This is a genomic window from Arthrobacter sp. 9AX, from assembly GCF_902506095.1.
Lineage (GTDB): Bacteria > Actinomycetota > Actinomycetes > Actinomycetales > Micrococcaceae > Arthrobacter.
The window spans coordinates 2,802,749-2,825,117 of the sequence record NZ_LR733293.1 but is presented as its reverse complement, the minus strand read 5'-3'; the positions used below and the strand labels follow the sequence as shown (position 1 = coordinate 2,825,117).

18 protein-coding genes are annotated in these 22,369 nt (G+C 67.8%); 12 read left to right on the top strand and 6 right to left on the bottom strand.

Going from position 1 to position 22,369, the window contains the following annotated elements:
* Nucleotides 1–79: 79 nt before the first annotated feature.
* Entirely contained in the window at nucleotides 80–856 is a 777-nt protein-coding gene (locus BACI348_RS13015; protein WP_159830087.1) for a VTT domain-containing protein, read from the bottom strand.
* Nucleotides 857–1,020: 164 nt separating this feature from the next.
* Here BACI348_RS13015 and BACI348_RS13010 point away from each other — a divergent pair, with 164 nt between their 5' ends.
* Entirely contained in the window at nucleotides 1,021–2,031 is a 1,011-nt protein-coding gene (locus tag BACI348_RS13010) for a 3'-5' exonuclease (RefSeq protein WP_159826404.1), read from the top strand.
* A gap of 73 nt (nucleotides 2,032–2,104) precedes the next feature.
* Nucleotides 2,105–2,584, top strand: coding sequence for a DUF4395 domain-containing protein (locus tag BACI348_RS13005; RefSeq protein WP_159826402.1), 480 nt, complete (start codon nucleotides 2,105–2,107; stop codon nucleotides 2,582–2,584).
* On the opposite strand, the gene BACI348_RS13000 is transcribed toward BACI348_RS13005, so the two are convergent.
* Nucleotides 2,565–3,647, bottom strand: coding sequence for an ADP-ribosylglycohydrolase family protein (locus tag BACI348_RS13000; RefSeq protein ID WP_159826400.1), 1,083 nt, complete (start codon nucleotides 3,645–3,647; stop codon nucleotides 2,565–2,567). The genes BACI348_RS13005 and BACI348_RS13000 overlap by 20 nt on opposite strands.
* 163 nt (nucleotides 3,648–3,810) lie before the next feature.
* Here BACI348_RS13000 and BACI348_RS12995 point away from each other — a divergent pair, with 163 nt between their 5' ends.
* From BACI348_RS12995 to BACI348_RS12980, 4 genes are all read left to right on the top strand, one after another.
* Nucleotides 3,811–4,722 (top strand): aquaporin, encoded by a 912-nt coding sequence (locus BACI348_RS12995; RefSeq protein ID WP_159826398.1) that lies wholly within the window; start codon nucleotides 3,811–3,813, stop codon nucleotides 4,720–4,722.
* 67 nt (nucleotides 4,723–4,789) lie between these two features.
* Entirely contained in the window at nucleotides 4,790–5,983 is a 1,194-nt protein-coding gene (locus BACI348_RS12990) for an exonuclease SbcCD subunit D (protein ID WP_159826396.1), read from the top strand.
* On the top strand, nucleotides 5,980–9,084 hold the full coding sequence (locus BACI348_RS12985; RefSeq protein WP_159826394.1) for an AAA family ATPase: 3,105 nt from the start codon (nucleotides 5,980–5,982) through the stop codon (nucleotides 9,082–9,084). The genes BACI348_RS12990 and BACI348_RS12985 overlap by 4 nt, the downstream gene beginning before the upstream one ends.
* 122 nt (nucleotides 9,085–9,206) lie before the next feature.
* Complete coding sequence (locus BACI348_RS12980) at nucleotides 9,207–10,625, top strand: MFS transporter (protein ID WP_159826392.1); 1,419 nt, start codon at nucleotides 9,207–9,209, stop codon at nucleotides 10,623–10,625.
* A 22-nt stretch (nucleotides 10,626–10,647) separates the two neighbouring features.
* On the opposite strand, the gene BACI348_RS12975 is transcribed toward BACI348_RS12980, so the two are convergent.
* Entirely contained in the window at nucleotides 10,648–11,382 is a 735-nt protein-coding gene (locus tag BACI348_RS12975) for an IclR family transcriptional regulator (RefSeq protein WP_159826390.1), read from the bottom strand.
* A gap of 237 nt (nucleotides 11,383–11,619) precedes the next feature.
* On the opposite strand from BACI348_RS12975, the gene BACI348_RS12970 reads away from it, so the two are divergent.
* Nucleotides 11,620–12,951, top strand: a complete 1,332-nt coding sequence (locus BACI348_RS12970; RefSeq protein WP_159826389.1) for an MFS transporter — start codon at nucleotides 11,620–11,622, stop codon at nucleotides 12,949–12,951.
* 68 nt (nucleotides 12,952–13,019) lie between these two features.
* Here BACI348_RS12970 and BACI348_RS12965 read toward each other — a convergent pair whose 3' ends face one another.
* From BACI348_RS12965 to BACI348_RS12955, 3 genes are all read right to left on the bottom strand, one after another.
* The gene (locus BACI348_RS12965; RefSeq protein ID WP_159826388.1) at nucleotides 13,020–13,667 is read right to left on the bottom strand and encodes a phosphoribosyltransferase; all 648 of its coding nucleotides are present in this window, start codon (nucleotides 13,665–13,667) and stop codon (nucleotides 13,020–13,022) included.
* 96 nt (nucleotides 13,668–13,763) lie between these two features.
* On the bottom strand, nucleotides 13,764–14,591 hold the full coding sequence (locus BACI348_RS12960) for an alpha/beta fold hydrolase (protein ID WP_159826387.1): 828 nt from the start codon (nucleotides 14,589–14,591) through the stop codon (nucleotides 13,764–13,766).
* Between the two features lie 180 nt (nucleotides 14,592–14,771).
* A complete protein-coding gene (locus BACI348_RS12955) occupies nucleotides 14,772–16,151 on the bottom strand; it encodes an amino acid permease (RefSeq protein ID WP_159826386.1) in 1,380 nt (459 codons plus the stop codon).
* A 187-nt stretch (nucleotides 16,152–16,338) separates the two neighbouring features.
* Between BACI348_RS12955 and BACI348_RS12950 the strand changes: the two genes are divergently transcribed.
* The 5 genes from BACI348_RS12950 to BACI348_RS12930 are packed head-to-tail and all read left to right on the top strand — an operon-like array spanning nucleotide 16,339 to nucleotide 22,353.
* The gene (locus BACI348_RS12950; RefSeq protein WP_159826385.1) at nucleotides 16,339–17,049 is read left to right on the top strand and encodes an NUDIX hydrolase; all 711 of its coding nucleotides are present in this window, start codon (nucleotides 16,339–16,341) and stop codon (nucleotides 17,047–17,049) included.
* Nucleotides 17,046–18,350 carry a quinolinate synthase NadA gene (gene nadA, locus BACI348_RS12945; protein ID WP_159826384.1) on the top strand — a complete coding sequence of 435 codons (1,305 nt, stop codon included), beginning with the start codon at nucleotides 17,046–17,048 and terminating at the stop codon, nucleotides 18,348–18,350. Before BACI348_RS12950 ends, nadA begins: the two co-directional genes overlap by 4 nt.
* 17 nt (nucleotides 18,351–18,367) lie before the next feature.
* Complete coding sequence (nadB, locus tag BACI348_RS12940) at nucleotides 18,368–20,281, top strand: L-aspartate oxidase (RefSeq protein WP_159826383.1); 1,914 nt, start codon at nucleotides 18,368–18,370, stop codon at nucleotides 20,279–20,281.
* Nucleotides 20,274–21,194, top strand: a complete 921-nt coding sequence (gene nadC / locus BACI348_RS12935) for a carboxylating nicotinate-nucleotide diphosphorylase (protein ID WP_159826382.1) — start codon at nucleotides 20,274–20,276, stop codon at nucleotides 21,192–21,194. The genes nadB and nadC overlap by 8 nt, the downstream gene beginning before the upstream one ends.
* A 4-nt stretch (nucleotides 21,195–21,198) precedes the next feature.
* A complete protein-coding gene (locus BACI348_RS12930) occupies nucleotides 21,199–22,353 on the top strand; it encodes a cysteine desulfurase family protein (protein ID WP_159826380.1) in 1,155 nt (384 codons plus the stop codon).
* Nucleotides 22,354–22,369 lie beyond the last annotated feature (16 nt).

Genomic DNA, 22,369 nt, shown 5'->3' with positions numbered 1-22,369 from the left:
CAGGAGTTTTTGTCCCGATATGCGGACCTGCAAGGCGTTGAGGCCTGCATATCCGGACAAAAACTCCTGCCCGTGGGGGTTACGGGTGGCGCGGCGTCTTGTGCTCGTCCTCGGGAGCGTGCTCCTCGATGAATTCGTCCACCGGGTCGGTGCCATAGGCCTTGGCCTGCCGCTTGGCTGACATACCTCGCAGCACTTCCACGCCGATGGGCAGGACCGAGACCAGGACGATGGCGATGAAGATGATGTCCAGGTTGTCCCGGACCCACGGCACACGGTCGCCCAGCACGTAGCCCAGGAGCGTGACGCCGCCGCCCCAGAGGACCGCGCCGATGACGTTGTAGAGGAAGAACTTCTTCTTGCTCATCTGGGCCACACCCACAATGACCGGGACGAACGTCCTGATGATCGGGACGAAGCGGGCCAGAATCAGCGCCTTGCCGCCGTGCTTTTCGAAGAAGGCGTGGGCGTTCTCAACGTTCTCGCGCTTGAAGAGGCGTGAATTCGGCTTGTTGAAGATGGCCGGGCCTGCCTTGGATCCGATCAGGTAGCCGGTCTGGTTGCCGATGATGGCCGAACCGATGATCAGCAGCGCGAAGAGGAAGACGTTGAACTTGATGGTGTCGGTGGCCACCAGCAGGCCCGCGGTGAAGAGCATTGAGTCTCCCGGCAGGAAGAAGCCCACCAGCAGCCCGGTTTCCGCGAAGACGATGCCGCATACGAGCAGGACCACCCAGGGTGCCAGGGCAGGATCGGCCAGGAAGACCTGGGGGTTCAGCCAGTCGGGGAGGAAGGATGCCAGCTGTGGCTGCACCGGTCCCGCACCGCCCAGCATGGACACAGCGAAGTCGTTCATCACAGGAAAGTTCACCCTTCAAGGGTACTTGACAGGCTGCGGGGCGCAGGTCGCACTGATTAGTACGCCCCCTGGCCCCGCCGCCGGCATCGGGTGGGTGATCTCCGCGACAGGGCCGCCGCGGCGACACGGGAAGGGCCGGGTCCGGCGGTAAGGTGGGGCCCGTGGGTTTGGACTTTACGGCGATCGACTTTGAGACTGCGAACGGATTCCGGGGCTCACCGTGTTCGGTGGGCCTGACGAAAGTCCGGGGCGGCAAGGTAGTCGAGGAAGCCTCATGGCTGATGCGTCCGCCGGCCAGCCACGACCACTTCGACTACCACAACGTCCGCATCCACGGCATTACCGCGGCCGATGTCGCAGGCAGGCCCCGCTTTGGTGAGCTCTTCCCGGAGATCGGCGCCTTTATTGGTGCTGACATCCTGGCTGCACACAACGCCGCCTTCGACCTGGGTGTGATCCGCTCCGGCCTGGAAGTGTCGGGGCTCCCCGGGCCGGCCTACGACTACGTCTGTACCGTCATGCTGTCCCGGCGCTGCTACTCCCTGGTGTCCAATTCCCTGCCCTTTGCCGCGGAAGAGGCCGGGGTTCCCCTGGTCAAGCATCACGACGCCGCCGAGGACGCCCGTGCCTGCGCGGGTATCCTGATCGACATCGCCGGCCGCAACGGGGCGAACAGCATCGCCGAACTCTACCTTTCACTGGGACTCGTGATGCCCCGCCAGGAGGCGTTCGATCCCGCACGGGATACGTTGTCCAAGCCCAGTCTCGCTGCCCTGTCCAGCGCGGCGGGCAGCGGCGCCGGGCTGGTCCGGCAGTTCCAGGGCGGCTGGCCGGAAGAGGGCGCCAACCCCGAACCCAACCCTCTTGCCGAGCCCGGGCACCCGCTCTACGGCCAGACGGTCGTCTTCACCGGCCAGCTTTCCATCGGCCGGCCCGAAGCGAAGCAGCGGACTGCCGATTTCGGCGCCCGGCCGGAGAGCCGCGTCACGGGGCGCACCACGGTCCTTGTGGTGGGGGACGGCTTTGTGGCCTCGGACCTGCGCTCGGGCAGGCTCACCGGCAAGGCCCGGCGGGTGCTGGAACTCCACGAGCGGGGACAAACAATCGAGGTTCTCTCCGAGGGCGAGTTCCTGCAGATGGTGGGCAGTTTCGCCGGAGCCGTCAGCGCCTGAGCTGCCACGCGCCCGTGTTCACGCGGCGCAACAAACTTTCCGCCCGGCGTCGGCCGCACCCTAGCCTTGCCTCATGCGCACCCTTTTTGCCTTCCCCAATCCCGTGAACGAGTATGCTGCCCGCGTGACGGCAGGGCTGGTGGTAGTGCTGGCGCTCGTGACGGTGGCGGCCGGATCCGGATGGGGCCTGCTGGCCATCGCCGCCGGGTTCTGGCTCCGCGTGCTTTTCGGACCCCGGATCTCGCCCCTGGCATTGCTGTCCGTGAAAGTCATCACTCCCCGGCTGGGGCGGGTGAAGCTGGTTCCCGGGCCGCCCAAACGCTTTGCCCAGGGCATGGGGGCTGTTGTCTCCACCGCGGCACTGGTCCTTTTCGCGGCCGGCGCTGCCCCTGCCGCCTGGGCTGTGCTGGGCCTGCTGATCGTGGCGGCGTCGCTGGAAGCGTTCGCCGGCTTCTGCTTTGGCTGCGTAATCTTCGGGTTTCTGCAGCGGCGCGGGCTGATTCCGGAGGACGTCTGCGAGGCCTGCAACAACATCAGCCTTCGCCGGTCGTGACCTTTACCAGTTGATCGGCCATGCCGCGGATCACGTCCTGTCCTTCCAGCGACGCAAGCCATTCCGGGGGCAAACAGGCCTCGCCGTAGTAGGCGCCGAGGATGTTTCCAGCAATGGAGCCGGTGGAATCGCTGTCGCCGCTGTGGTTGATGGCCAAGGCCACTGCATCGCGGAAGTGCTGCACAGGATCTGCCGCCGCGCCATCGGGGAGCGAGGCCAGCACAGCGTAAAGCGCGACGGCGAATGCTTCCTCAGCGACCCAGCCCTCGCCGAGTGCCTGGACCAGTTCCTCCGGCGTCACAATGCCCTTGCCCGCCAGCAGGAAGGCGGCCTCCAGCCGTTCCGGCAGCTCAGGCGCCACGCCATCGAGTCCGGCAGCCTGGGCCAGTGCCCTGGTTGCTGCCTCGGCAAGCCCGTCGCCGGCCACCAGGCGGTGGATGAGGAAGCTGAATGTCCCCGCGCTCTGGCGGGCTGACGGGTGGCCGTGCGTGAGCGAGGCGGCGTCGGCACTCAGCTTATAGACGGCGTCGGGCGTGATATGCGGGATAAGTCCGAACGGGGCCGAGCGCATCACCGTCCCGCAGCCCTTCGAACCGGGGTTCACGGGACGTGCGGCGGTGCCCATTTCCCCGGTGGCGAGTCCGGAGATGCATGCTTTGCCGGGATGACGGCGCTGGCGCAGCACCTGCTGGCCATCGATCCAGCGCGGCTGGGGGACCGGTGCCGACGGCGGCGCCGTTTCCCCCTGCGTGGCAAGCCAGCGAAGGTAGGCGAGCCACAGGCAGGCGTTGACGTCCGCCCCGACACCTGAGTTCGCCCACTCCAGTGCCTCCACCAGGGCGTCCACCGTGTAAAGCGTCATCTGGGTGTCGTCGGAGAAGTGGCTGGTGCCGGTGAGGTCTTCGAAGCCCCGCAGGCCTGCCGCGCCGTAGCGGGCACGGATTTGCTCGATGGTGTCGAACTCCACGGTGTAGCCCAGGGAGTCCCCGAGCGCGCCACCGAGCAGGGATCCGTGGATACGGGACTTGAGGGAGGGTGGCGAAGCGTCCGGCTCGATACTCATGGTTGTAAATTTACCGTGGACGTCGTCAGTTGCCTGACGCCGGCGGCCGCCGCTGTTGGTCCGGTATGGGACCGCTGTCCAGCGAACGCACAGCCTGCGCTGGAATAATGTCCGGGTTGCCTGACCGCGACTTTCCCCTTTGCCTACCTCTGAGGTCACCACCATGAGCACGCCCGTTCCGGCCCGTCACGATGCACTTGAGCCTTCCCTTGCTGAAGCAGTGGAGTCGAGGCTTCTGCCGCGGCTTGTCGCCGAGGCGTTCGGCAGCTTCTTCCTGGCCTTCGCCGGACTCGGCGTGCCGCTGTTCAGCATCCCGCAGTCCAGCCCGCTGCCTGCGGCACTTGCTGCCGGGCTTGCCGTGACCGCGGCCATGCTTGCTTTCGGGCGTGTCTCGGGAGGCCATTTCAATCCGGCCATCACGGCCGCCCACCTGGTGGCCGGCCGGATCCGCGCGGGCTCTGCCGCCGCCTATGCCGGAGCGCAGCTGGCCGGTGCCCTGGTGGCTGCGCTCGCCCTGTATGGCGTCCTGCGCACGCTGCCCGGGATCGCGGACAGCCGGGCGGCATTCGATACGGTGACGGCGGGCTTCGGCGAGCATTCGATCATCCAGGCGCCGCTGGCAGCAGTGTTGCTGCTGGAGATGATCGGGGCCGCGATCATCACCGCCGTCTTCCTGGGGACAGCCCGGCGGGACAGCAATGGACGTTCCGCGGCACCGGTAGCTGTTGGCCTGACCTTCGCCGTTCTGCTGCAGCTGGGGCTGTCCGTGGGAAACCTGCCCTTCAACCCTGCACGGGCCATTGGCTCCGCAGTCTTCAGCTCCGGCTGGGCTCTTGAGCAGCTCTGGGTGTTCGTTGTGGCTCCTCTGGCGGGTGCGGTCATCGCCGGGCTGGCGTTCCGGAGTTTCAGCGGAGGTCCTGCCGCGTCCGGAGAAACCCTGGTTGCCGGTGCGGACGATGACGGTGAGGCGCCGATTGATGAGCCGACCGGGGACACGGTGGAAGAGCCTGCCGCAAAGGCCACAAAAAATGAAGCCAGCGAAGCACAGGAATTCTTCGACGGCAGGCGCGGCTGACCCTGCCGGGATCCCGGCAGCTGCGGCGGTTTCCGGAACTGTCAGTGGCAGCCGATAGCTTAGAACCATGAGGTTACTTCACACATCGGACTGGCATCTGGGCCGGTCTTTCCACGGCGTCGGGATGCTGGCTGCGCAGCGGGCCTTTGTGGACCAGCTCGTGGATGCCGTTGACCGGCATGCCGTGGACGTTGTCCTCATCGCGGGGGACGTCTACGACCGCGCACTGCCGGGAGTCGATGTGGTGCACCTCCTGGACGACGCCCTGGTCCGGCTGACGTCCGCAGGAGCCCAGGTGGTGCTGACCAGCGGCAACCACGACTCCGCCATCCGCCTGGGATTCGCTTCGCGCTTGCTGGAGCGTGGCGGGGTACACCTGCGGACCCGGCTGGACAGCCTGGACCAGCCACTGCTGCTTCCGGCCGGAAGCGCGGCTGCCAAAGACGGTTCCAGTGCAGACGGAGCCGTGGTGGCCATTTACGGTATCCCGTGGCTTGAGCCGCGGCTTGTGGCCGACCAGCTGGGCGTCCAGGCTGCCAGCCACTTCGAGGTGACCCGGGCGGCAACAGAACTGATCCGGCAGGACATTGAACGGCGCTCTGCTTCGGCAACTGTCCATTCGGTGGTGCTGGCGCACACGTTTGCCAGCGGCGGGATCAGCTCGGACAGCGAACGCGACCTCAGCATCGGTGGGGTGGGAGCAGTGCCGCTGGACCTCTTCGACGGCTTTAGCTACACGGCCCTCGGCCACCTGCATGGGCGCCAGTCCCTCTCGCCCCGGGTCCGGTACTCGGGATCGCCGATCGCCTACTCCTTCTCGGAAGCGTCGCACCAGAAGGGCGCCTGGCTCATCGACATTGATGCCGGCGGTGTGAACGGGGTCCAGGAAATCCTGTGGGACGCCCCGCGCACACTGGCCGTGCTCCGGGGGCCCCTGTCCGAACTGCTTGAGTCGCCCCAACATTCATGGGCTGAAACCGCCTACTGCCAGGTGACCCTCACCGACCCCCAGCGTCCCGCCCGGGCCATGGACCAGCTCCGCACACGGTTCCCGGACACCCTGGTCCTCGCCTTCGATCCCCAGGGCGCCGCCGCAAGCAACTCCTCCACCTACAGCAGCAGGCTGGCTGAAGCACCGGACGACCACGCCGTGTGCTGCGGCTTCCTGGAGCACGTGCGCGGACGGACCCCGGATGGCGCCGAAAAGGCGGCGCTCGCAGCCGCACTGGAGAACGTCCGGCTGCAGGAGGCTTCGCTGTGAGGATCCACCGCCTCCGCATCTCCGGTTTCGGTCCCTTTGCCGGTACGGAGGAGATCGACTTCGACACCCTCAGCGCCCATGGCCTGTTCCTGTTGAACGGACCCACCGGCGCGGGTAAAACCAGCGTGCTCGACGCCATCTGCTTTGCGCTGTACGGTTCAGTGCCGGGAGCACGCCAGGACGGAAAACGGCTCCGCAGCGACCACGCCGAGCCCGGCCAGGAACCCGCCGTGAGTTGTGAATTCTCCGCCCAGGGCCGCCGTTTCGAGGTCACCCGCTCGCCCGCCTGGGAAAAGCCCAGCGCGCGGGGGAAAAACGGGTTCACTACCCAGCAGGCCAAAACCCTCCTGCGTGAACGCGTTGACGGAGCATGGGTGGAGAAGTCCGCCCGCAATGACGAAGCGGGGGCAGAGATCCTCGCCCTGCTGGGGATGGACCGTGAGCAATTCACCCGCGTAGTGATGCTGCCGCAGGGCGATTTTGCCGCCTTCCTGCGCTCCAAGGCCACAGACCGGCTGGAACTCCTGCAGAAACTCTTCGGCACTGAGCGTTTCGAAGCCGTGGAGCAGGAACTCTCCCGGCAGGCACAGGCAGCAAAGGAGGAAGTGGCCGCCCTCAACAGCCAGCTTGAACTCCTGGCGGCCCGGGCGGAGTCGGAAGCGGCAACGCTGCAGCTCGGGGACACTGACGGGCCGGCCGGGGACGCCGCAGCGGCGGATGAACCGGCGTTGGACCCCAGGGCGGCGCGCCTTGAGTGGCTGGTGGAAGCTGCTGCTGAACGCAAGAGTGAACTTTCGAAGCTGGCGTTGGCCGCAGAGTCGGCAAACCAGGAGTGCAGGCGGGCCGTTGAAGCGGAGGCTGCGCTCCGGGACCGTCACCGCAGGCTGGAGGAGGCAACAGCAAGGCAGGCCGCCGTGCAGGACGCCCTGCCGCGGGTCGAGGACCTGAGCCTTCGGCTTGGCCGGCACCGCCAGGCGGAAGTTCTTGCCGGGCAATTGCGCAGCGTGGACGCGGGCGCTGCCAAAGTCCGGCGGGCAGCTGAGGCGATGGAATCGGCGTTCACACTGCTTCGCCTCGCCGCCGACGAAGACCCGGAACTCGCGCAGCTGGACCTGGGTTCCGGCCACCCTGCCGCTGATGAGGACAGCGGACCGGCGCTGTTTCCCGGCGCCGCGGATGAGTTGAACCGGCTTCGTTCCCTCCTGGCCGTTGTGGAGGCGAGGCTTCCCGACGAAGACCGCCTCAAGACGCTCCGGTCAAAGCACCGGCAGTTGACAGGAAAACAGCAGGAACTCAAGTCAGCCAATACCGGACTGGACGGTCGCGTCCAGGCCCTTTTCGACGAGCGGGCGCACCTCACTTCCGGGCTGGAAACCCTTGAAGTCCGGGCAGGGGCGGCCGCTCTGCGCACGAAGGAAGCAACGGCCGCAGTGGAACTGCTGGACGTGGTCCGGCGCTACGCTGCAGCCGTGGCACAGCGGGATGCGGCACATCTGGAACACGACCGCACACGGGGAAATCAGCTGGAGCTCAAACAGCGCTGGCTCGATGTGCGGGAGCAGCGACTGGCCAATGCCGCAGCTGAGCTCGCCGCCAAGCTGGTGGGCGGGGAAGAGTGCCCGGTATGCGGCAGCCTTGATCACCCTTCGCCGGCGGCAGGCGGAGGAGGCGGCTCGGGGCTGGAACAGGAAGAGGAAGCTGCGCATCAGTTGTATGAGTCTGCCGACGCCGAGTTCGCCCGTGCCGGCCAGCAGCTGGCCGAGGCAAACCAGCTGGTGGCGGTCCTGGCCGGCCAAGGCGGCGGGACCGCGATGGAAGAGGCCGTCAGCGGGGCTGAGGAAGCACGCCGGGCCGCAGCCGATGCCGAACAGGCAGTGGCCGAACTCGCTGCCGCACGGTCGAGGCTTGAGGCCCTTGAAACGGGCATCGCCGCAGCCCAGGCGTCCCGGGCCAGTGCTGAGGCCGAGCTCGCAACAGTGGTATCGTCCCTGGCTGACCTCGCCGAACAGTCGTCGTCGCTGGACCAGGCGCTGGCCGGGCTGAGGGCAGGACACCGCAACCTTGCCCAGCGTTTGCGGGCACTGGAAAACGCGGCCGCGATGCTGAACAAAGCCGTAGAAGCCCAGTCTGGTCTTGCCACGGCCAGGGTTCAGTCCGCGGAAGCCCGGGAGCAGCTGGAACTGGCGCTGCCCCAGGCAGGCTTCGCTTCTGCGGAGGAAGCCCGTGCACACCTGCTGCCGGGCAACGAGGCGGCCGAACTCGCAGCCGGCATACGGTCCGCCCAGGATGAGGCAGCCCGGGTGGCCGAACTGTTCGCCTCGGACGAGGTGGTGCTCGCCTTGGAGGAAGCGGAGGCCGGGATTGAGGTGGACCACCAGCGGCTGCCCGCCCTGCAGGCAGCTGCTGCCACTGCCCTGCAGGAAGCACGGGACGCCGAGGTGGCCGTCGGCCTGGCAGCGCGCTGCCTTGAATCTTTGACAGCCATCGCTGCCGGTTTCAACGAACTCGCCGGCTCCTCCCGGGGCCCCGCCGCCCGCGCCCGGATGCTCGCCGGCCTGGCGGATGCGGCAGCCGGCCGGGGAGAGAACACCTACCGTATGAGCCTGAACAGCTATGTCCTCGCAGCACGCCTGGAGCAGGTGGCCCTGGCCGCCTCGGAACGGCTGGTGGCCATGAGTGACGGACGCTACCTCCTGCAGCACAGCGACGCGAAAGCGGCACGCGGCGCCAAGTCAGGGTTGGGCCTGGAAGTGGTGGACCAATGGACCGGCTACCACCGGGACACGTCCACGCTCTCCGGCGGCGAGTCGTTTATGGCGTCGCTGTCCCTGGCACTCGGACTGGCCGACGTTGTCCAGCAGGAGTCCGGTGGCGTGGAAATTGAGACGCTCTTTGTTGATGAGGGATTCGGGAGCCTGGATGAACAGTCCCTGGAACAGGTGATGGACGCCCTCGAAGGCCTGCGGGACGGCGGCCGGGTGGTGGGCCTGGTCAGCCATGTGGCGGAGATGAAGCAGCGGATCGGCATGCAGCTCCAGGTGCTCAAGGGGCGCAACGGGTCCACGCTGCGGATCTCCGAAGCCCTGGACGTCCCGGCCTGACCCGGAAGGCAGGCCCGGTCACGGCAACCCCGTAGCCAGGAAACGGCCGATATACTGGGACAGTTACCGGGTTCAGCGCATCGGGAGGAGGGACGATGCGCAACGACTGAACGAGCCCGGAATTGAAACCTTCGACCTCCCTTTCTCCCCACCAGCCTTCGCCGAATGTACCGGCCACCAAGGATCTTCCCCCGGGTGCCGCCGGCCCTTCCGGTGGCCCGGACGGCGTTTCCGGCAGCCGGTTCGCCAGGCTCCCGCACCTTGCCGGCCGCAGTTTTATCCCCTTGGGCCTCTTCGCCCGCCTGCCTCTGGCCATGCTCACGGTGGGAACCCTGACCCTGGTCACGTCGAACAGCGGTTCCTACGCCCTGGGCGGCACGGCGGCTGGCGCTGTTGGCATCGGCTCTGCACTGGGCGCCCTGGTCCTGGGAACCCTGGCGGACAGGCGCGGCCAGCGTCCCGTGCTGCTCTCCGCGGCTGCCCTCAACACCGTGGCGGTGGTTGCGCTGATCCTCGCCGCCGCTGTCCTGGGAACGCCTGGGAGTCCCGCTGACGGACGTGTGGCTGCCGGGGTGCTGGCCGCCGCGTTCCTCTCCGGAGCCAGCTGCCCCCAGGTGGGACCCCTGGCCCGGGTGCGGTGGATGGCAATGACCTCACAGGGGAGCGCGCCCGATAACAGGCGCGACCTCGACACGGCTCTGTCCTACGAGAGCACCGCCGATGAAATCACCTTTGTGCTGGGCCCGGCCCTCGTGGGAATCCTGGCAAGCCTCCTGGCGCCCTGGCTGCCGCTTGCACTGGCTGCAGCCATGACCATCACGCTGGTGCCCGCTTTCGCGGCGCACCCCACCCACCGGGCAGTCCGAGGAATCCGGCGCCCGGCTGCCGCCGGACGGCAACGCCCGGCTCTGCCGGCCGGCCAGCGAACGGATGGGCAAGTAACGGATGGGCAAGTAACGGCCGGACAAGGGGGTGCGCACAGGGTGCCCGCCGCCGTCGCCGTCCCGGTGGCGGCCATGGTCTGCATGGGCACATTTTTTGGCTCCACCCAGGCGGCCTTGAGCTCCTTTTCCGCGCACTTCGCGAGTTCTGAAATCGCCGGGCTGCTGTATGCCGTGATGGGGCTCAGCTCCGCCGCGGCCGCCCTCTCTGTTGCCTACTGGCCGCAGCAGTTCGGCCTGTCCTGGCGTTGGGTGGTGTCTGCTGTGCTGATGGCAGCGCTGGCCGTACTCCTGCTGGTGCCTGCGTCACTGGGGTCCATGGTGGTGGTGCTGCTGATCCTCGGGGCCCCGGTAGGGCCGGTGATGGTCACCGTCTTTGCTGTCGGCGGGGTGGTGGCCCCTGCGGAGCGGCTGGGGGTTGTGATGACTGCCCTGGCCAGCGGCATCGTAGCGGGGACCGCAATCGGTTCAGCCGTGGGTGGCCGGCTCGCCCAGGATCATGGCTACGCGGCGGCATTCCTCGTCCCCGCCTGCGCGGCAGGTGCCCTGGCCCTCCTGGGTGCCGGGGCCGCCGTCGTACTTCAACGACGCCGCGCCTGAACTGGGTGTGAGCGGCCGCGTCTTACGCGAGCTGCCGCTCGATTCTCGCCGCACTTTCCGCCAGCGCCGCGCCCACTACCGCGGGATCGTGGGCCGATCGGATGTAGACGACGGCGAGCGCTGCCGGGCGTCCGCCCGGAACCCGGACCGGTGCCGCCAGTGAGGAGACGCCCGCGATGACTTCGTCGTGGCTGGCGGAGTATCCGGTGCGCCGGGCCTCGGCAGCCTCCGGCCGGTACGCGACGCCGGTCTCGAGGCGGTCCCACTCCGCTTCGGTCAGCGCCGACTGGATGGCGATGCCGGGTGCGCCGGCGTTGATGGGATGCCGGGTGCCGGGGTGCTGCGCCACCGTGGCCCCGGAGTGCCTGGGCTCCACGGTGACCAGGGTGATGCAGTCGTGGTGGTCCCACAGCGCCACGAAAGCTGTCATGTCCAAAGTGTTGGCCAACTGCGTCAGTTCGGGAAGGGCCGCGCTCTGCAGGTTTCTGGAAACACCGCGCGCCAGGACAGCAAGGCCGGGACCGGGCTGGACCCGCCCGGCGTCGTCCCGGACCAGCAGGGAGTGGTCTTCCAGGGTGCGCAGGATCCGGTAAGCCACGGAGCGGTGGACACCCATGGCGTCGGCAAGTTCGGCAATGGTCAGCGGGCCGGGGGCCGCTGCCAGGATTTCCAGGGCGCGGATGCCCCGCGACAGCGTCTGGGAGGGCGAAGCCGGCGCCGGCGCAGGTCCGGCGGGGGCAGCAGCGGTGGAAGTCATGGTGTCCATCCTAGGCGGCGGCATCCGGATAGCGAAGCGTCTGTTCGCATATGGAACTCGTGGCACCCCGCCTCCAGGCGCGGCTCCCGCTTTGCGGGGAGCAAGCCATGAACATCAAATTGCCAGGAATGCGTGCCCTGGCTCACATTTTCGTAGTACCCTACTAACTAACTGACCGTTCTGTCGGTAATCCTTAAGGCGTCCGCAGCCCCGCTGCCAATGAACAATGGAGTTTCAATGACCACACCTTCCAAGGTGGATACTCTCTCCGGGCCCAGCACCCGGCGCGAGGAACGCAAAGTCCTGGCCGGCACCCTGGTCGGCACCACCATCGAATGGTACGACTTCTTCATCTTTGCCCAGCTGACAGCAACACTGCTGTCGCCGCTGTTCCTGGCACCGCTGAACCAGTCCAACCCAGGCCTGGCACAGATCCTTTCCTTCGCCCTGATCGGCATCAGCTTCCTGTTCCGGCCGCTGGGCGCCGTGGTGGCAGGTCACCTGGGCGACCGGCTGGGACGCAAGGCGATGCTCGTCTTCACCCTGGTGATGATGGGCGCCGCCACCGCCCTGATCGGCATGCTGCCCACCTATGCCCAGATCGGCGCCTGGGCGCCGGTCCTGCTGATCCTCCTTCGGGTCGTCCAGGGATTCTCGGCAGGCGGCGAATGGGGCGGCGCGGCTCTGATGGCCGTGGAACACGCACCCCTGAACAAGCGCGGCCTCTTCGGCGCCTACCCCCAGATCGGTGTGCCGGTGGGGATGATCCTCGCCACGGGCCTGCTCTTCTTCCTCAACAGCAGCATGTCCAAGGAAGACTTCGCGGCCTGGGGCTGGCGGGTGCCGTTCCTGCTCTCCATCGTCCTCATCGTGGTGGGTTACCTGATCCGGCGGGCGGTCGCGGAAAGCCCGGTCTTCCAGGAGATGGCCGCGCGGAAGCAGGAAAGCAAAGCGCCCCTGGGTGAACTGGTCCGGAGCCACAAAAAGCCGGTCCTGTACTCCACCATGATTTTCATCGGCAACAATGCCGCCGGGTACCTGCTCATCGCGTTCTTTATCTCCTACGCCACCAGGTCCTTGCAGATGCCCACGCCCCAGGTTCTCCTGGCCACGACGCTTGCGTCCTTTGGCTGGCTGATCTTTACGCTGGTGGGCGGGTGGCTCTCTGACCGCATCGGCCGGGTCAGGACGTTCCTCACCGGCTACGCGATTGTTTTCGCCTGGATGATCCCCATGTTTGCACTGATCGACACCAGGAACATCTGGCTGTACGGCGTTGCTCTGTTCGTCCTGACCATCGGCCTTGGACTGTCCTATGGACCCATGTCCGCGATGTACGCGGAGATGTTCCCGGCCAATGTGAGGTACTCCGGCATCTCCATCGGCTACGCCTTCGGCGCCATCCTGGGCGGGGCGTTCGCCGCAACCATCGCCGAAACCCTCCTGCAGGCCACCAAATGGGCAGGGTCCATCGGTATCTACATCATGGTCCTGTGCGTCATCTCAGCCATCGGTGTGCTGCTGGCCAAGGAAACCAAGGGGCGCCCGCTCGGCGTCAGCCACCACTAGTTCCCACCGTCCCCTTAGGCAGCGGCGGGCCTGGACCACAAAGGTCCGGGCCCGCCGTCGTCATGGGGTTACTGCTTCAGGAAGCGGATGGCGTCGTCGTCCGTGAGCTGTTCAAAGTGCCGGTAGAAACTGCCCACCGCGCGGAACTTGCCCGGCAGATGCAGGCACATCACGGCGTCACACACGCGCTCCACCGAGGCTTCCGCTTCTATGGAGCCCACGGGCGCGGCGGCCACCACGGTGCCGGCACCACCTTCGCGGACGGCCTCGACGGCGGCCCTCATGGTGGCGCCGGTGGCGAGTCCGTCGTCGATCAGCAGGACCGTTTTGCCGGAAACCCCGTGCTCCGTTCCGGGGTAGAGGTCCACGCGGCGGAGCAGTTCCCCGCGCTCGCGCTTCTCCACCTCGTCAAGGAGTTCCCGGCGGACGCCGTGTTCCAGGACCCGGTCCAGCAGTGGTTTATTGAGCAGGCGGACAGTCCGGCCGCGGGCCCATGCCAAGGCACCGTACGCCGTTTCCTCGTGCCCGGGAATGCCGAGTTTGCGTACCAGGACGGCCCCCAGCGGAAGGTAGAGGGCCTTGGCTGCTGCCGCCGCGACCGGGATCCCGCCGCGGGCAAGGCCAAGGACAACGGTCCCGGGCCGCTCCCGGAATTGCGTCAGGACTGCAGCCAGCCGCTCGCCGGCCTCGGTGCGGTCTTCGAAACGCATATCCATGTGGCCCTCCCGGCTGTTCCAGCCCCCGCTTTCAGCCTACCGCCGTGGGCCGGACGGCAGGAGGGGTCCCGGCGGGCGGGAATTGCTTCCGACGGATCAGACGGCCAGGAAGGAAATGGCTGCCTGTTTGAAGGCGCGGCTGGTCACGGCGTTGGTGTGGTTGCGCCCCGGCAGCGTCAGCTGTTCGGCCATGGCGCCGGCGCCCTGTGCGAGTCCGGCGAGTTTCGGCAGGCTGCCCACGCGCTCGTCCTGGTCCCCGGCCACCAGAAGCATCGGGACGTGCGGAACCGCTTCGGCGGGGTCGTAGGGTTCGGCTTTGATGGCCTCCACCAGCGACAACAGGGCGAAGATGTTGTTGCTTGGCAGCAGCAGCGCCATTTTGAGGAGCCTGGCCGTGGACTCGTCGGCGATGGGAGTCCCGTCCGCCAGGTAGTCCTGTGCGGCCACGAGGTCGAACTCCGCCAGCGGGTCAGCGGTGTTCGGCCCGCCCAGGACAATGCGGTGCACCAGCTCCGGCTGGGTGGCGGCGAACTCCCAGGCGAGCCGCGAACCCAGGGAATAACCCACAACGTCCAGGCCGCTGGCAGGGTCACCGGCCTGCAAAGGCCGCACTCCGGCGTCGAACGCTACCTGCAGCAGGTCCGCGCGGATCCGGCTGGGCGAGTAGGAGTCGCGGTCCTCCGGGGCGCCGCTGCGGCCGTGCCCGGGCAGGTCCACCATAATGATGCGGCGGCCGGCGTCGAGCAGCGCGGCCGCCCAGCCGGTGTCCTCCCAGTTGAGTTTGCTGGACGACGAGAAGCCGTGCAGCAGCAGGACCGGCCGCAGTCCGGCGTCCACGGCGGGGTCCTGCACCGCCACATACAGCTGGGGGTCCGTGCCCTCCACGGTGTGCGAATGCTGTTCGCCGGTGTGCCTGCCGCTCATGGTGTCAGTCCTCATCAACTACGGCGCCCTGGGAGACCCGGCGCATCGGAACCTCGTGCTTCGGGATTTACTCTACCTGCCGGAAGGCCCGCTCGATCCGCGGCGGATTTCCCGCACGCACCGGCCAAACCGGGTAGCGCAAGTGCCGTTCCGGGCGTTCGTAACGACACTGGGCGCTATTTACTTAGGCTGGTGCCTCCGGGCGGTGAGCCGGGCGCCCACCGCACAAGCCGCGGCGATCCCCGCAATCAGCGCGAAAGTGCTGAACAGCTGGATACGGCTGTCCTCTGCGCTGAAGCCAACGGCGAAAATCAGGCCCAGCAGGACGAGCCCCACATACGTCAGCGCCGGGAAACCCTTCATCCTCAGCGGCAGGGCAGTGCCGTCCCGGTCAGCCCGGCGCCGCAGGATCAGCTGCGAGACCAGCGCGCTGCCCCAGACCACCAGGCAGGTGGACCCCACCAGCTGGAACAGGGCGGGAAGGATGCGCTCCGGGAAGAGCAGTTCCAGCACGGTGGCCGCAAAGCCGAAGGCGACGGACACAGCTACGGCCAGCATCGGCACGTTCGCACCGCTCAGCCGGGTCAGGAAGCCCGGAGCCTCGCCGCGTTCTGCAAGCGAGTAGACCATCCGCGACGCGCCGTAGAGGTTGGCGTTCAGTGCCGAGAGAAGCGCGACGACGGCCACCAGGGTGATTGCCGTGGCGGCACCGGGGATGCGGGCTGCGTCCAGGACGCCGGCGAAGGGCGAGGCAAGGCTTTCCGACGTGGCGGGCAGGACGGCGGCGATCACCAGGACGGATCCGATGTAGAACACCAGGATCCGCCACACCACCGTCCGGATGGCTTTGCCCACGCTGTGTTCCGGGTCCTCGGTCTCGGCCGCCGCCACGGAGACAATTTCCGTGCCGCCGAAAGCGAAGATGACCACAAAGAGGGCCGCGGCAATCCCGCCCAGTCCAGCGGGGGCGAAGTCGGAGGTCAGGTTCGCCAGCCCCGGAGAGGCGACGTCCGGCAGCAGCCCCAGGAGCAGGGCGGCGCCGATCACCAGGAACAGGACGATGGCCACCACCTTGAGGATGGCGAACCAGAACTCGAACTCGCCGAAGTTCCGGACCCCCGCCAGGTTGATGGCGGTGAACAGCATCATAAAGATGAGCGCGAGCGCCCAGACGGGGAGCACTGGCCAGACCGTGAAGAGCAGCCCGGCAGCACCGAGCGCCTCGGCGGCAATCACTACCACCAGCTGCAGCCACCAGAGCCAGCCGATGGTGGCACCGGCCGTTTTGCCCAGTGCCCGTTCGGCGTAGACGGAGAAGGCGCCGCTGTTCGGGTTGGCGGCCGCCATTTCGCCCAGCGCCCACATCACCAGGATGATCAGGGTGCCGGCCACCAGGTAGGAAATGAGCACGGCAGGGCCGGCGGCCTGGATTCCGGCGCCCGAGCCCAGGAAGAGGCCGGCGCCGATCGCGCTGCCAAGGCCCATCATGGTGAGCTGGCGCGGCTTCATGTTGTGGCCCAGGTGGCCTTGGGGACGGGCTTGGGTGGACTTCATCGTCATGTGCTGCTGAACCTTCTTGGGGTATGGATGGTGGCTCCTCGTGGGACCTATCGAATTTACCGTCTCCGGGCATGCAGCAGAAATATTTGGCAATTGATGGGCAGTTGCCCGTAAAATCAGTTATGGTCAGTTTGACCATAACTCGGTGGGATCAACGGCGGCCAGCAGGCCCGGAAGGCGGTGGGAAATGTACTCGAGTTCAGCGAACGTCTCCGAGCGCCAGGCCGCGCCGCCGTCACTTGCCATCTCCACCGTCATCTTCGCGCTGCGGCCCAGTGAAAGCTCCGGCCGGCCCACGCTCTGGCTGCCGCTGGTCCGGCGGATCCGGGAGCCGTTCAAGGGACTGTGGGCACTGCCGGGAGGCCCCCTCAGCCACTCCGAATCACTGCAGGACGCTGCATCACGGAACCTGCGCGAGACCACCGGCCTCGCGCCCAGCTACCTTGAACAGCTGTACGCCTTCGGCGGCCTCCACCGCTCACCCACGCAGCGGGTGGTCTCCATCGTCTACTGGGCATTGGTCCAGCCGACCGAAGCTGCCCTGGCCGACGAGTCAGAGAACGTCCGCTGGTTCCGCGCGGACCGGCTCGGCGAACTCGCCTTCGACCACAACGCCATCGTGGACTACGCGCTCTGGCGGCTGCGGAACAAACTGGCCTACGGATCCGTGGCCTACCACCTGCTGGGGGAGTACTTCACCCTGGCCCAGGTCCGGGAAGTCTACGAGGCTGTGCTGGACCGTGAGCTGGACCCCGCGAACTTCCGGCGTCAGCTCAAATCCACGCCGGAGATCGAGGAAACCGGCGAATACCTCCAGGGCGGCAAACACCGCCCTCCCCGCCTCTACCGCTTTACCGGCCGGCCCGGCCTCGACCCAGACAACAGGAGCACACTATGAGCAGCGTCAACACAGCAATCCAGCTGATCACGCGCGAACAGGCCGAGAACGGCACCACGGCCGCGGGCGCCACCTGCAGCCCGGCCCTGGCCAAGGGCCCGTGGGACTACGACCTCGCCGAGGCGCTCGCCGGCGTTCCCGCCTATGGCCCCGGCGCCTCCAGCGCGGACGTGGCCCCCGCCGCGACCCCCCGCCAGGGGCAGCTTCCCGAGGAGTACAAGCAAGCCAGCGACGCCGAACTGGGCCAACGGATCCTCGTCGCCAAGGCAGCGCTGGGGGACCGCGCCGTCATCCTGGGACACTTCTACCAGCGCGACGAAGTCATCCAATACGCCGACTTCGTGGGCGACTCCTTCCAGCTTGCCAACGCAGCCCTCACCCGGCCGGACGCGGAAGCCATCGTCTTCTGCGGCGTCCACTTCATGGCCGAAACCGCCGACATCCTCTCGGCCCCTGACCAGGCCGTCATCCTGCCCAACCTCGCAGCCGGCTGCTCCATGGCGGACATGGCCGACGCCGACTCCGTCGCCGAGTGCTGGGAACAGCTGGAGGAAATCTACGGAACAGAGCCCGACGCCGAAGGCCGGGTTCCGGTCATCCCCGTCACCTACATGAATTCCTCCGCAGCCCTGAAGGCTTTCTGCGGCGAGCACGGGGGCATCGTCTGCACCTCCTCCAACGCAAAAACGGTCCTTGAATGGGCCTTCCAGCGCGGCCAGCGGGTGCTGTTCTTCCCCGACCAGCACCTGGGCCGCAACACCGCCAAGGCACTGGGCGTGCCGCTGGAGCAGATGCCCATGTGGAATCCCCGCAAGGACCTCGGCGGCAACGACGAACAGGCGCTCCTGGACGCCCGGGTCATCCTGTGGCACGGATTCTGCTCCGTGCACAAGCGCTTCAGCGTGGCGCAAATCGAGAAGGCCAGGGCAGACTTTCCCGGCGTCCAGGTGATTGTCCACCCCGAATGCCCCATGGAAGTGGTGGACGCCGCCGATTCGGCCGGCTCCACCGACTTCATCCAGAAGGCCATCGCCGCGGCCGCCGAGCCCACCACCTTCGCCATCGGCACTGAAATCAACATGGTTAATCGGCTCGCCGCCGAATACCCGCAGCACACCATCTTCTGCCTCGACCCGGTGATCTGCCCGTGCTCCACCATGTACCGGATCCACCCGGGCTACCTGGCATGGGTCCTTGAGGAGCTCGTCGCCGGGCGGATCGTCAACCGGATCACGGTGGCGGACTCCGTGCAGGACAACGCCCGCACCGCCCTTGAGCGCATGCTCGCCGCCAGGCCGTAATGTCCAGGCGGCCGATCATGCTTCCCCCTGCAGGCAGTGTAAAACCGGATTCCGGCGCCCTGGCCTGCAGCGGCGCCAGGGCCCGCGGCCGCGGGTCCGCGCACCGGCGGCTGATCGTCGTCGGCAGCGGCATCGCCGGACTCTACGCCGCACTGCTGGCTGCCGGCGCCGGCACCCACGTGGCGCTGCTGAGCAAAGGCCGGCTGCACGAAAGCAACACCTGGTACGCCCAGGGCGGCATCTCGGCAGTACTGGATGAGCCCGCCCCCGGAGACACCGTTGCGGCCCACATCGCCGACACCCTTCAGGCGGGAGCGGGGCACTGCAACGAAGAGGCAGTCCGGCTCATGTGCACGGAGGCACGCCGGGACATCGCCGGGCTGGAACGGTTCGGCCTGCGCTTCGATCCCGGTGCCGACGGCGGCCGTGCACTGGGACTGGAAGCCGCCCACTCCGCACCCCGCATCCTGCACGCGGGCGGGGACGCTACCGGCGCGAAGGTCGCCGCGGCCCTGATCGATGCCGTGCTTGCCCGCCAGGCGGACGGTGTCCTGACAATCCGCACAGGCGCCCACGCCACCGGGCTCCTCCAACAGGAAGGCCGCGTCAACGGGGTGGAGTTCCTGCAGAACGGCCAAACGCACACCCTGCACGGTGACGCAGTCCTGCTGGCCACCGGGGGGGCGGGCCAACTGTTCGCGCAGACCACCAACCCTGCCGTGGCCACCGCCGACGGCCTGGCGCTCGCAGTCCGCGCAGGGGCAGCAGTGGCCGACCTGGAATTCTTCCAGTTCCACCCCACCTGCCTGGTCCCAGCCGCCACCTCGGCACCGGGCACCGCACCCGAACCCGACCACGATCCGCTCCTCATCTCCGAAGCCGTCCGCGGCGAAGGGGCCATCCTCGTTGATGGCAACGGCAAACGGTTCATGCGGGCCTACCACCCCGACGCCGAACTCGCCCCGCGCGACGTCGTCTCCCGCAGCATCGCCCTGCACCTGGCCAAGCTCGGCGACCCCAACGGCCACGTCTACCTCGACGCGCGCCTCGTCGAAGAGGCGAAGGGTCCGGGCTTCCTGGCCACGCGGTTCCCCACTCTCACCCAGCGGACGCTCGCCGCCGGCATCGACTGGACCCAGGACCTCGTCCCCGTAGCGCCGGCCGCCCACTACTGGATGGGCGGCGTCGCCACCGACCTCCACGCCCGCACCACCGTGCCCGGGCTCTACGCTGCCGGGGAAGTCGCTTGCACGGGCGTCCAAGGAGCAAACCGGCTGGCCAGCAACTCCCTCCTTGAGGGACTTGTCTTCGGCCGCCGCGCTGTTGAAGACTTCCTGGCCGGGGACTGTGGCTGGGTGTCGACTGATGGCGGTGGCTGGGGGGCGCCGTCCGAGGCTGTTCCTCCGCTCGCTGTCTCGGCCGCGGGCGGCCTCCCCTTGACGCTCGCTTCCGGAACACCCTCGGCCGACGTCGGGCAACCCACCACGGGCGCTGTTGCCTTCCCTGTTGCTTTAGATGGCGATACGGGCAAAACGCATGCTGAAGGCGGAACTCTGCTGGCCAACTTCGGTGGGGACGATGGTGGTGACGGCACTGACCCTACGTTCTCGCGGGATGCTCTCCGGCGGTTGATGACTGCCAAGGCCGGGGTGCTCCGCTCCGGGGAGCTGTTGGACTCTGCTGCCCAAACGCTGGGGCGGTGGGCCGGCGTCGTTCGTCCTGACACTGCTGGTGCTGGGATGGACTGCCACCTGCATGAAGACCGGAACCTGCTGCTCGCCGCGCAGCTGCTCGTGGCGGCCGCCCAGCGGCGCGCCGAGTCGCTCGGGGCCCACTACCGCAGCGATGATCCGGCCGATGCCGCCGGTGTCACCGCCGAACTTGAAGAACCTTCCCGAACCCGCCCGAAAGCGAGCCTCCTCCATGACTGACACCACCGCCCTGACCGCGCCCGTGCGGGCCGGCGTTCTCCGGCTGGACCTGACGCTGCCCTCCGCGCCGGTGCAGGACATCCTGGAGCGGGCGTTCGCCGAGGATGCCCCCGCCGGGGACATCACCTCGCAGTTGCTGATCCCCGCCGAAGCCCGCGCCACCGCCGTGCTCAATGCCCGCGTGCCGGGCGTCCTCAGCGGCGCCACGGTCTTCCGGGACGCCATGCTGCTGGTGGACCCGGAAACGGAGGTGGAACTGCTGCTGGCCGACGGTGAAATGTTCGACGCCGGCACGCACCTTGCGAGGGTCAGCGGCCGCGCCCGCTCGGTGCTGCTCGCCGAACGGGTGGCCCTGAACCTCGTCCAGCGGATGTCCGCCATCGCCACCAGGACCGCAGAATTCGTCCGGCTGACGGAGGGCACCTCCGCCCGGATCACCGACACCCGCAAAACCACCCCCGGGCTGCGGATCCTCGAACGCTTCGCCGTGCGCTGCGGCGGCGGCGCCAACCACCGGTACAGTCTCTCCGACGCCGTCCTGGCCAAGGACAACCACCTCGCCGTGATGACCGGAGGAGACCCTGCGCGGCTGACGGAACTGCTGGCAGCAGCCAAGGCCCAGCTGGGGCACACCACTCACTTCGAGGTGGAAGTGGACCGGATGGACCAGATCGAACCTGTCCTGGCCGCCGGAGTGGACACCATCATGCTGGACAACTTCAGCATTGAAGAGCTGAAGGCCGGGGTGGCCCTCGTGGCCGGGCGGGCCCGGGTGGAAGCCAGCGGCAACGTCAACCTCACTACCGCCGCAGGGATCGCCGCCACCGGCGTGGACGTCATCTCCGTCGGAGCCCTGACCCACACCGTGGCGGCCCTGGACCTCGGCCTGGACGTCGAACTGACGGTGGAGTGACCCCATGATCTTCCTCGACGCCGCCGCCACAACGCCCGTCCGCCGTGAAGTGCTGGACGCCATGTGGCCCTACCTCACCGGCCAGTTCGGCAACCCCTCCAGCCACCACACCCTGGGCGAGGCTGCAGCCACTGCGCTCGCGGACGCGCGGCGTACGGTGGTAGCGGTACTGGGCTGCCGGGCGGGCGAGGTGATCTTCACCGCGGGTGGAACGGAAGCAGACAACCTGGCGGTGAAGGGCATCGCCCTGGCCCGGCAGGCTGCCAACCCGCAGCTCAACCGGGTGGTGATCAGCGCCGTCGAACATCCTGCAGTGGAGGAGTCCGCACGGTACCTGGAACGCTTCCACGGGTTCGCCGTGGACGTGGTTCCCGTTGACGGGACGGGGCGTGTGACGCCCGAAGCCTTCCGCGCAGCCCTTCGGCCGGAGACCGCCGTGGCCAGCGTCATGTATGCCAACAACGAGGTGGGAACGGTCCAGCCCATCGCAGAACTGGCAGCCCTGGCCCGCGAACTGGGCATCCCCTTCCACACCGACGCCGTCCAGGCTGCAGGGTGGCACATGCTGGACACCAAAGCCCTGGGCGTGGACGCGATGAGCATCTCCGGGCACAAACTCGGGGCGCCCAAGGGCTGCGGTGTGCTGTTCGTCCGAGGCCGCACCAAGCTGGAGCCGCTGATCCACGGCGGCGGGCAGGAACGCGGCCGCCGCTCGGGAACAGAAAACGTGGCCGGCGCCGTTGGCCTGGCCACTGCCCTCGCGCTCGCCCAGTCGCGCCAGGAGGACGAACGACGCCGGGTGGCGGCGCTGCGGGACACGTTCATCCATGCTGTACTCACCGCTGTTCCCGGTGCGGTGCTGACCGGACATCCCGTTGAACGGCTGCCATCGGTGGCCTCCTTCTGCTTCCCGGGGACCAGCGGCGAGTCCGTGCTCCTCGAACTGGAACGCCAGGGCGTGATCTGCTCCAGCGGCTCAGCCTGCGCAGCCGGCTCGGACGCACCGTCACCAGTCCTCACGGCCCTGGGCATTCCGGCGGAGGTGGCGCAGACGGCGGTCCGGTTCAGCTTCGACTCAGCGGTGACCGGCGCGGACCTTGCAGCAGCGGCAGCCGCGGTGGAAGCCGCCGTCGGACGGGTCAGGGCGCTCGGCGCCTAACCAAAGCCGGCCTTAG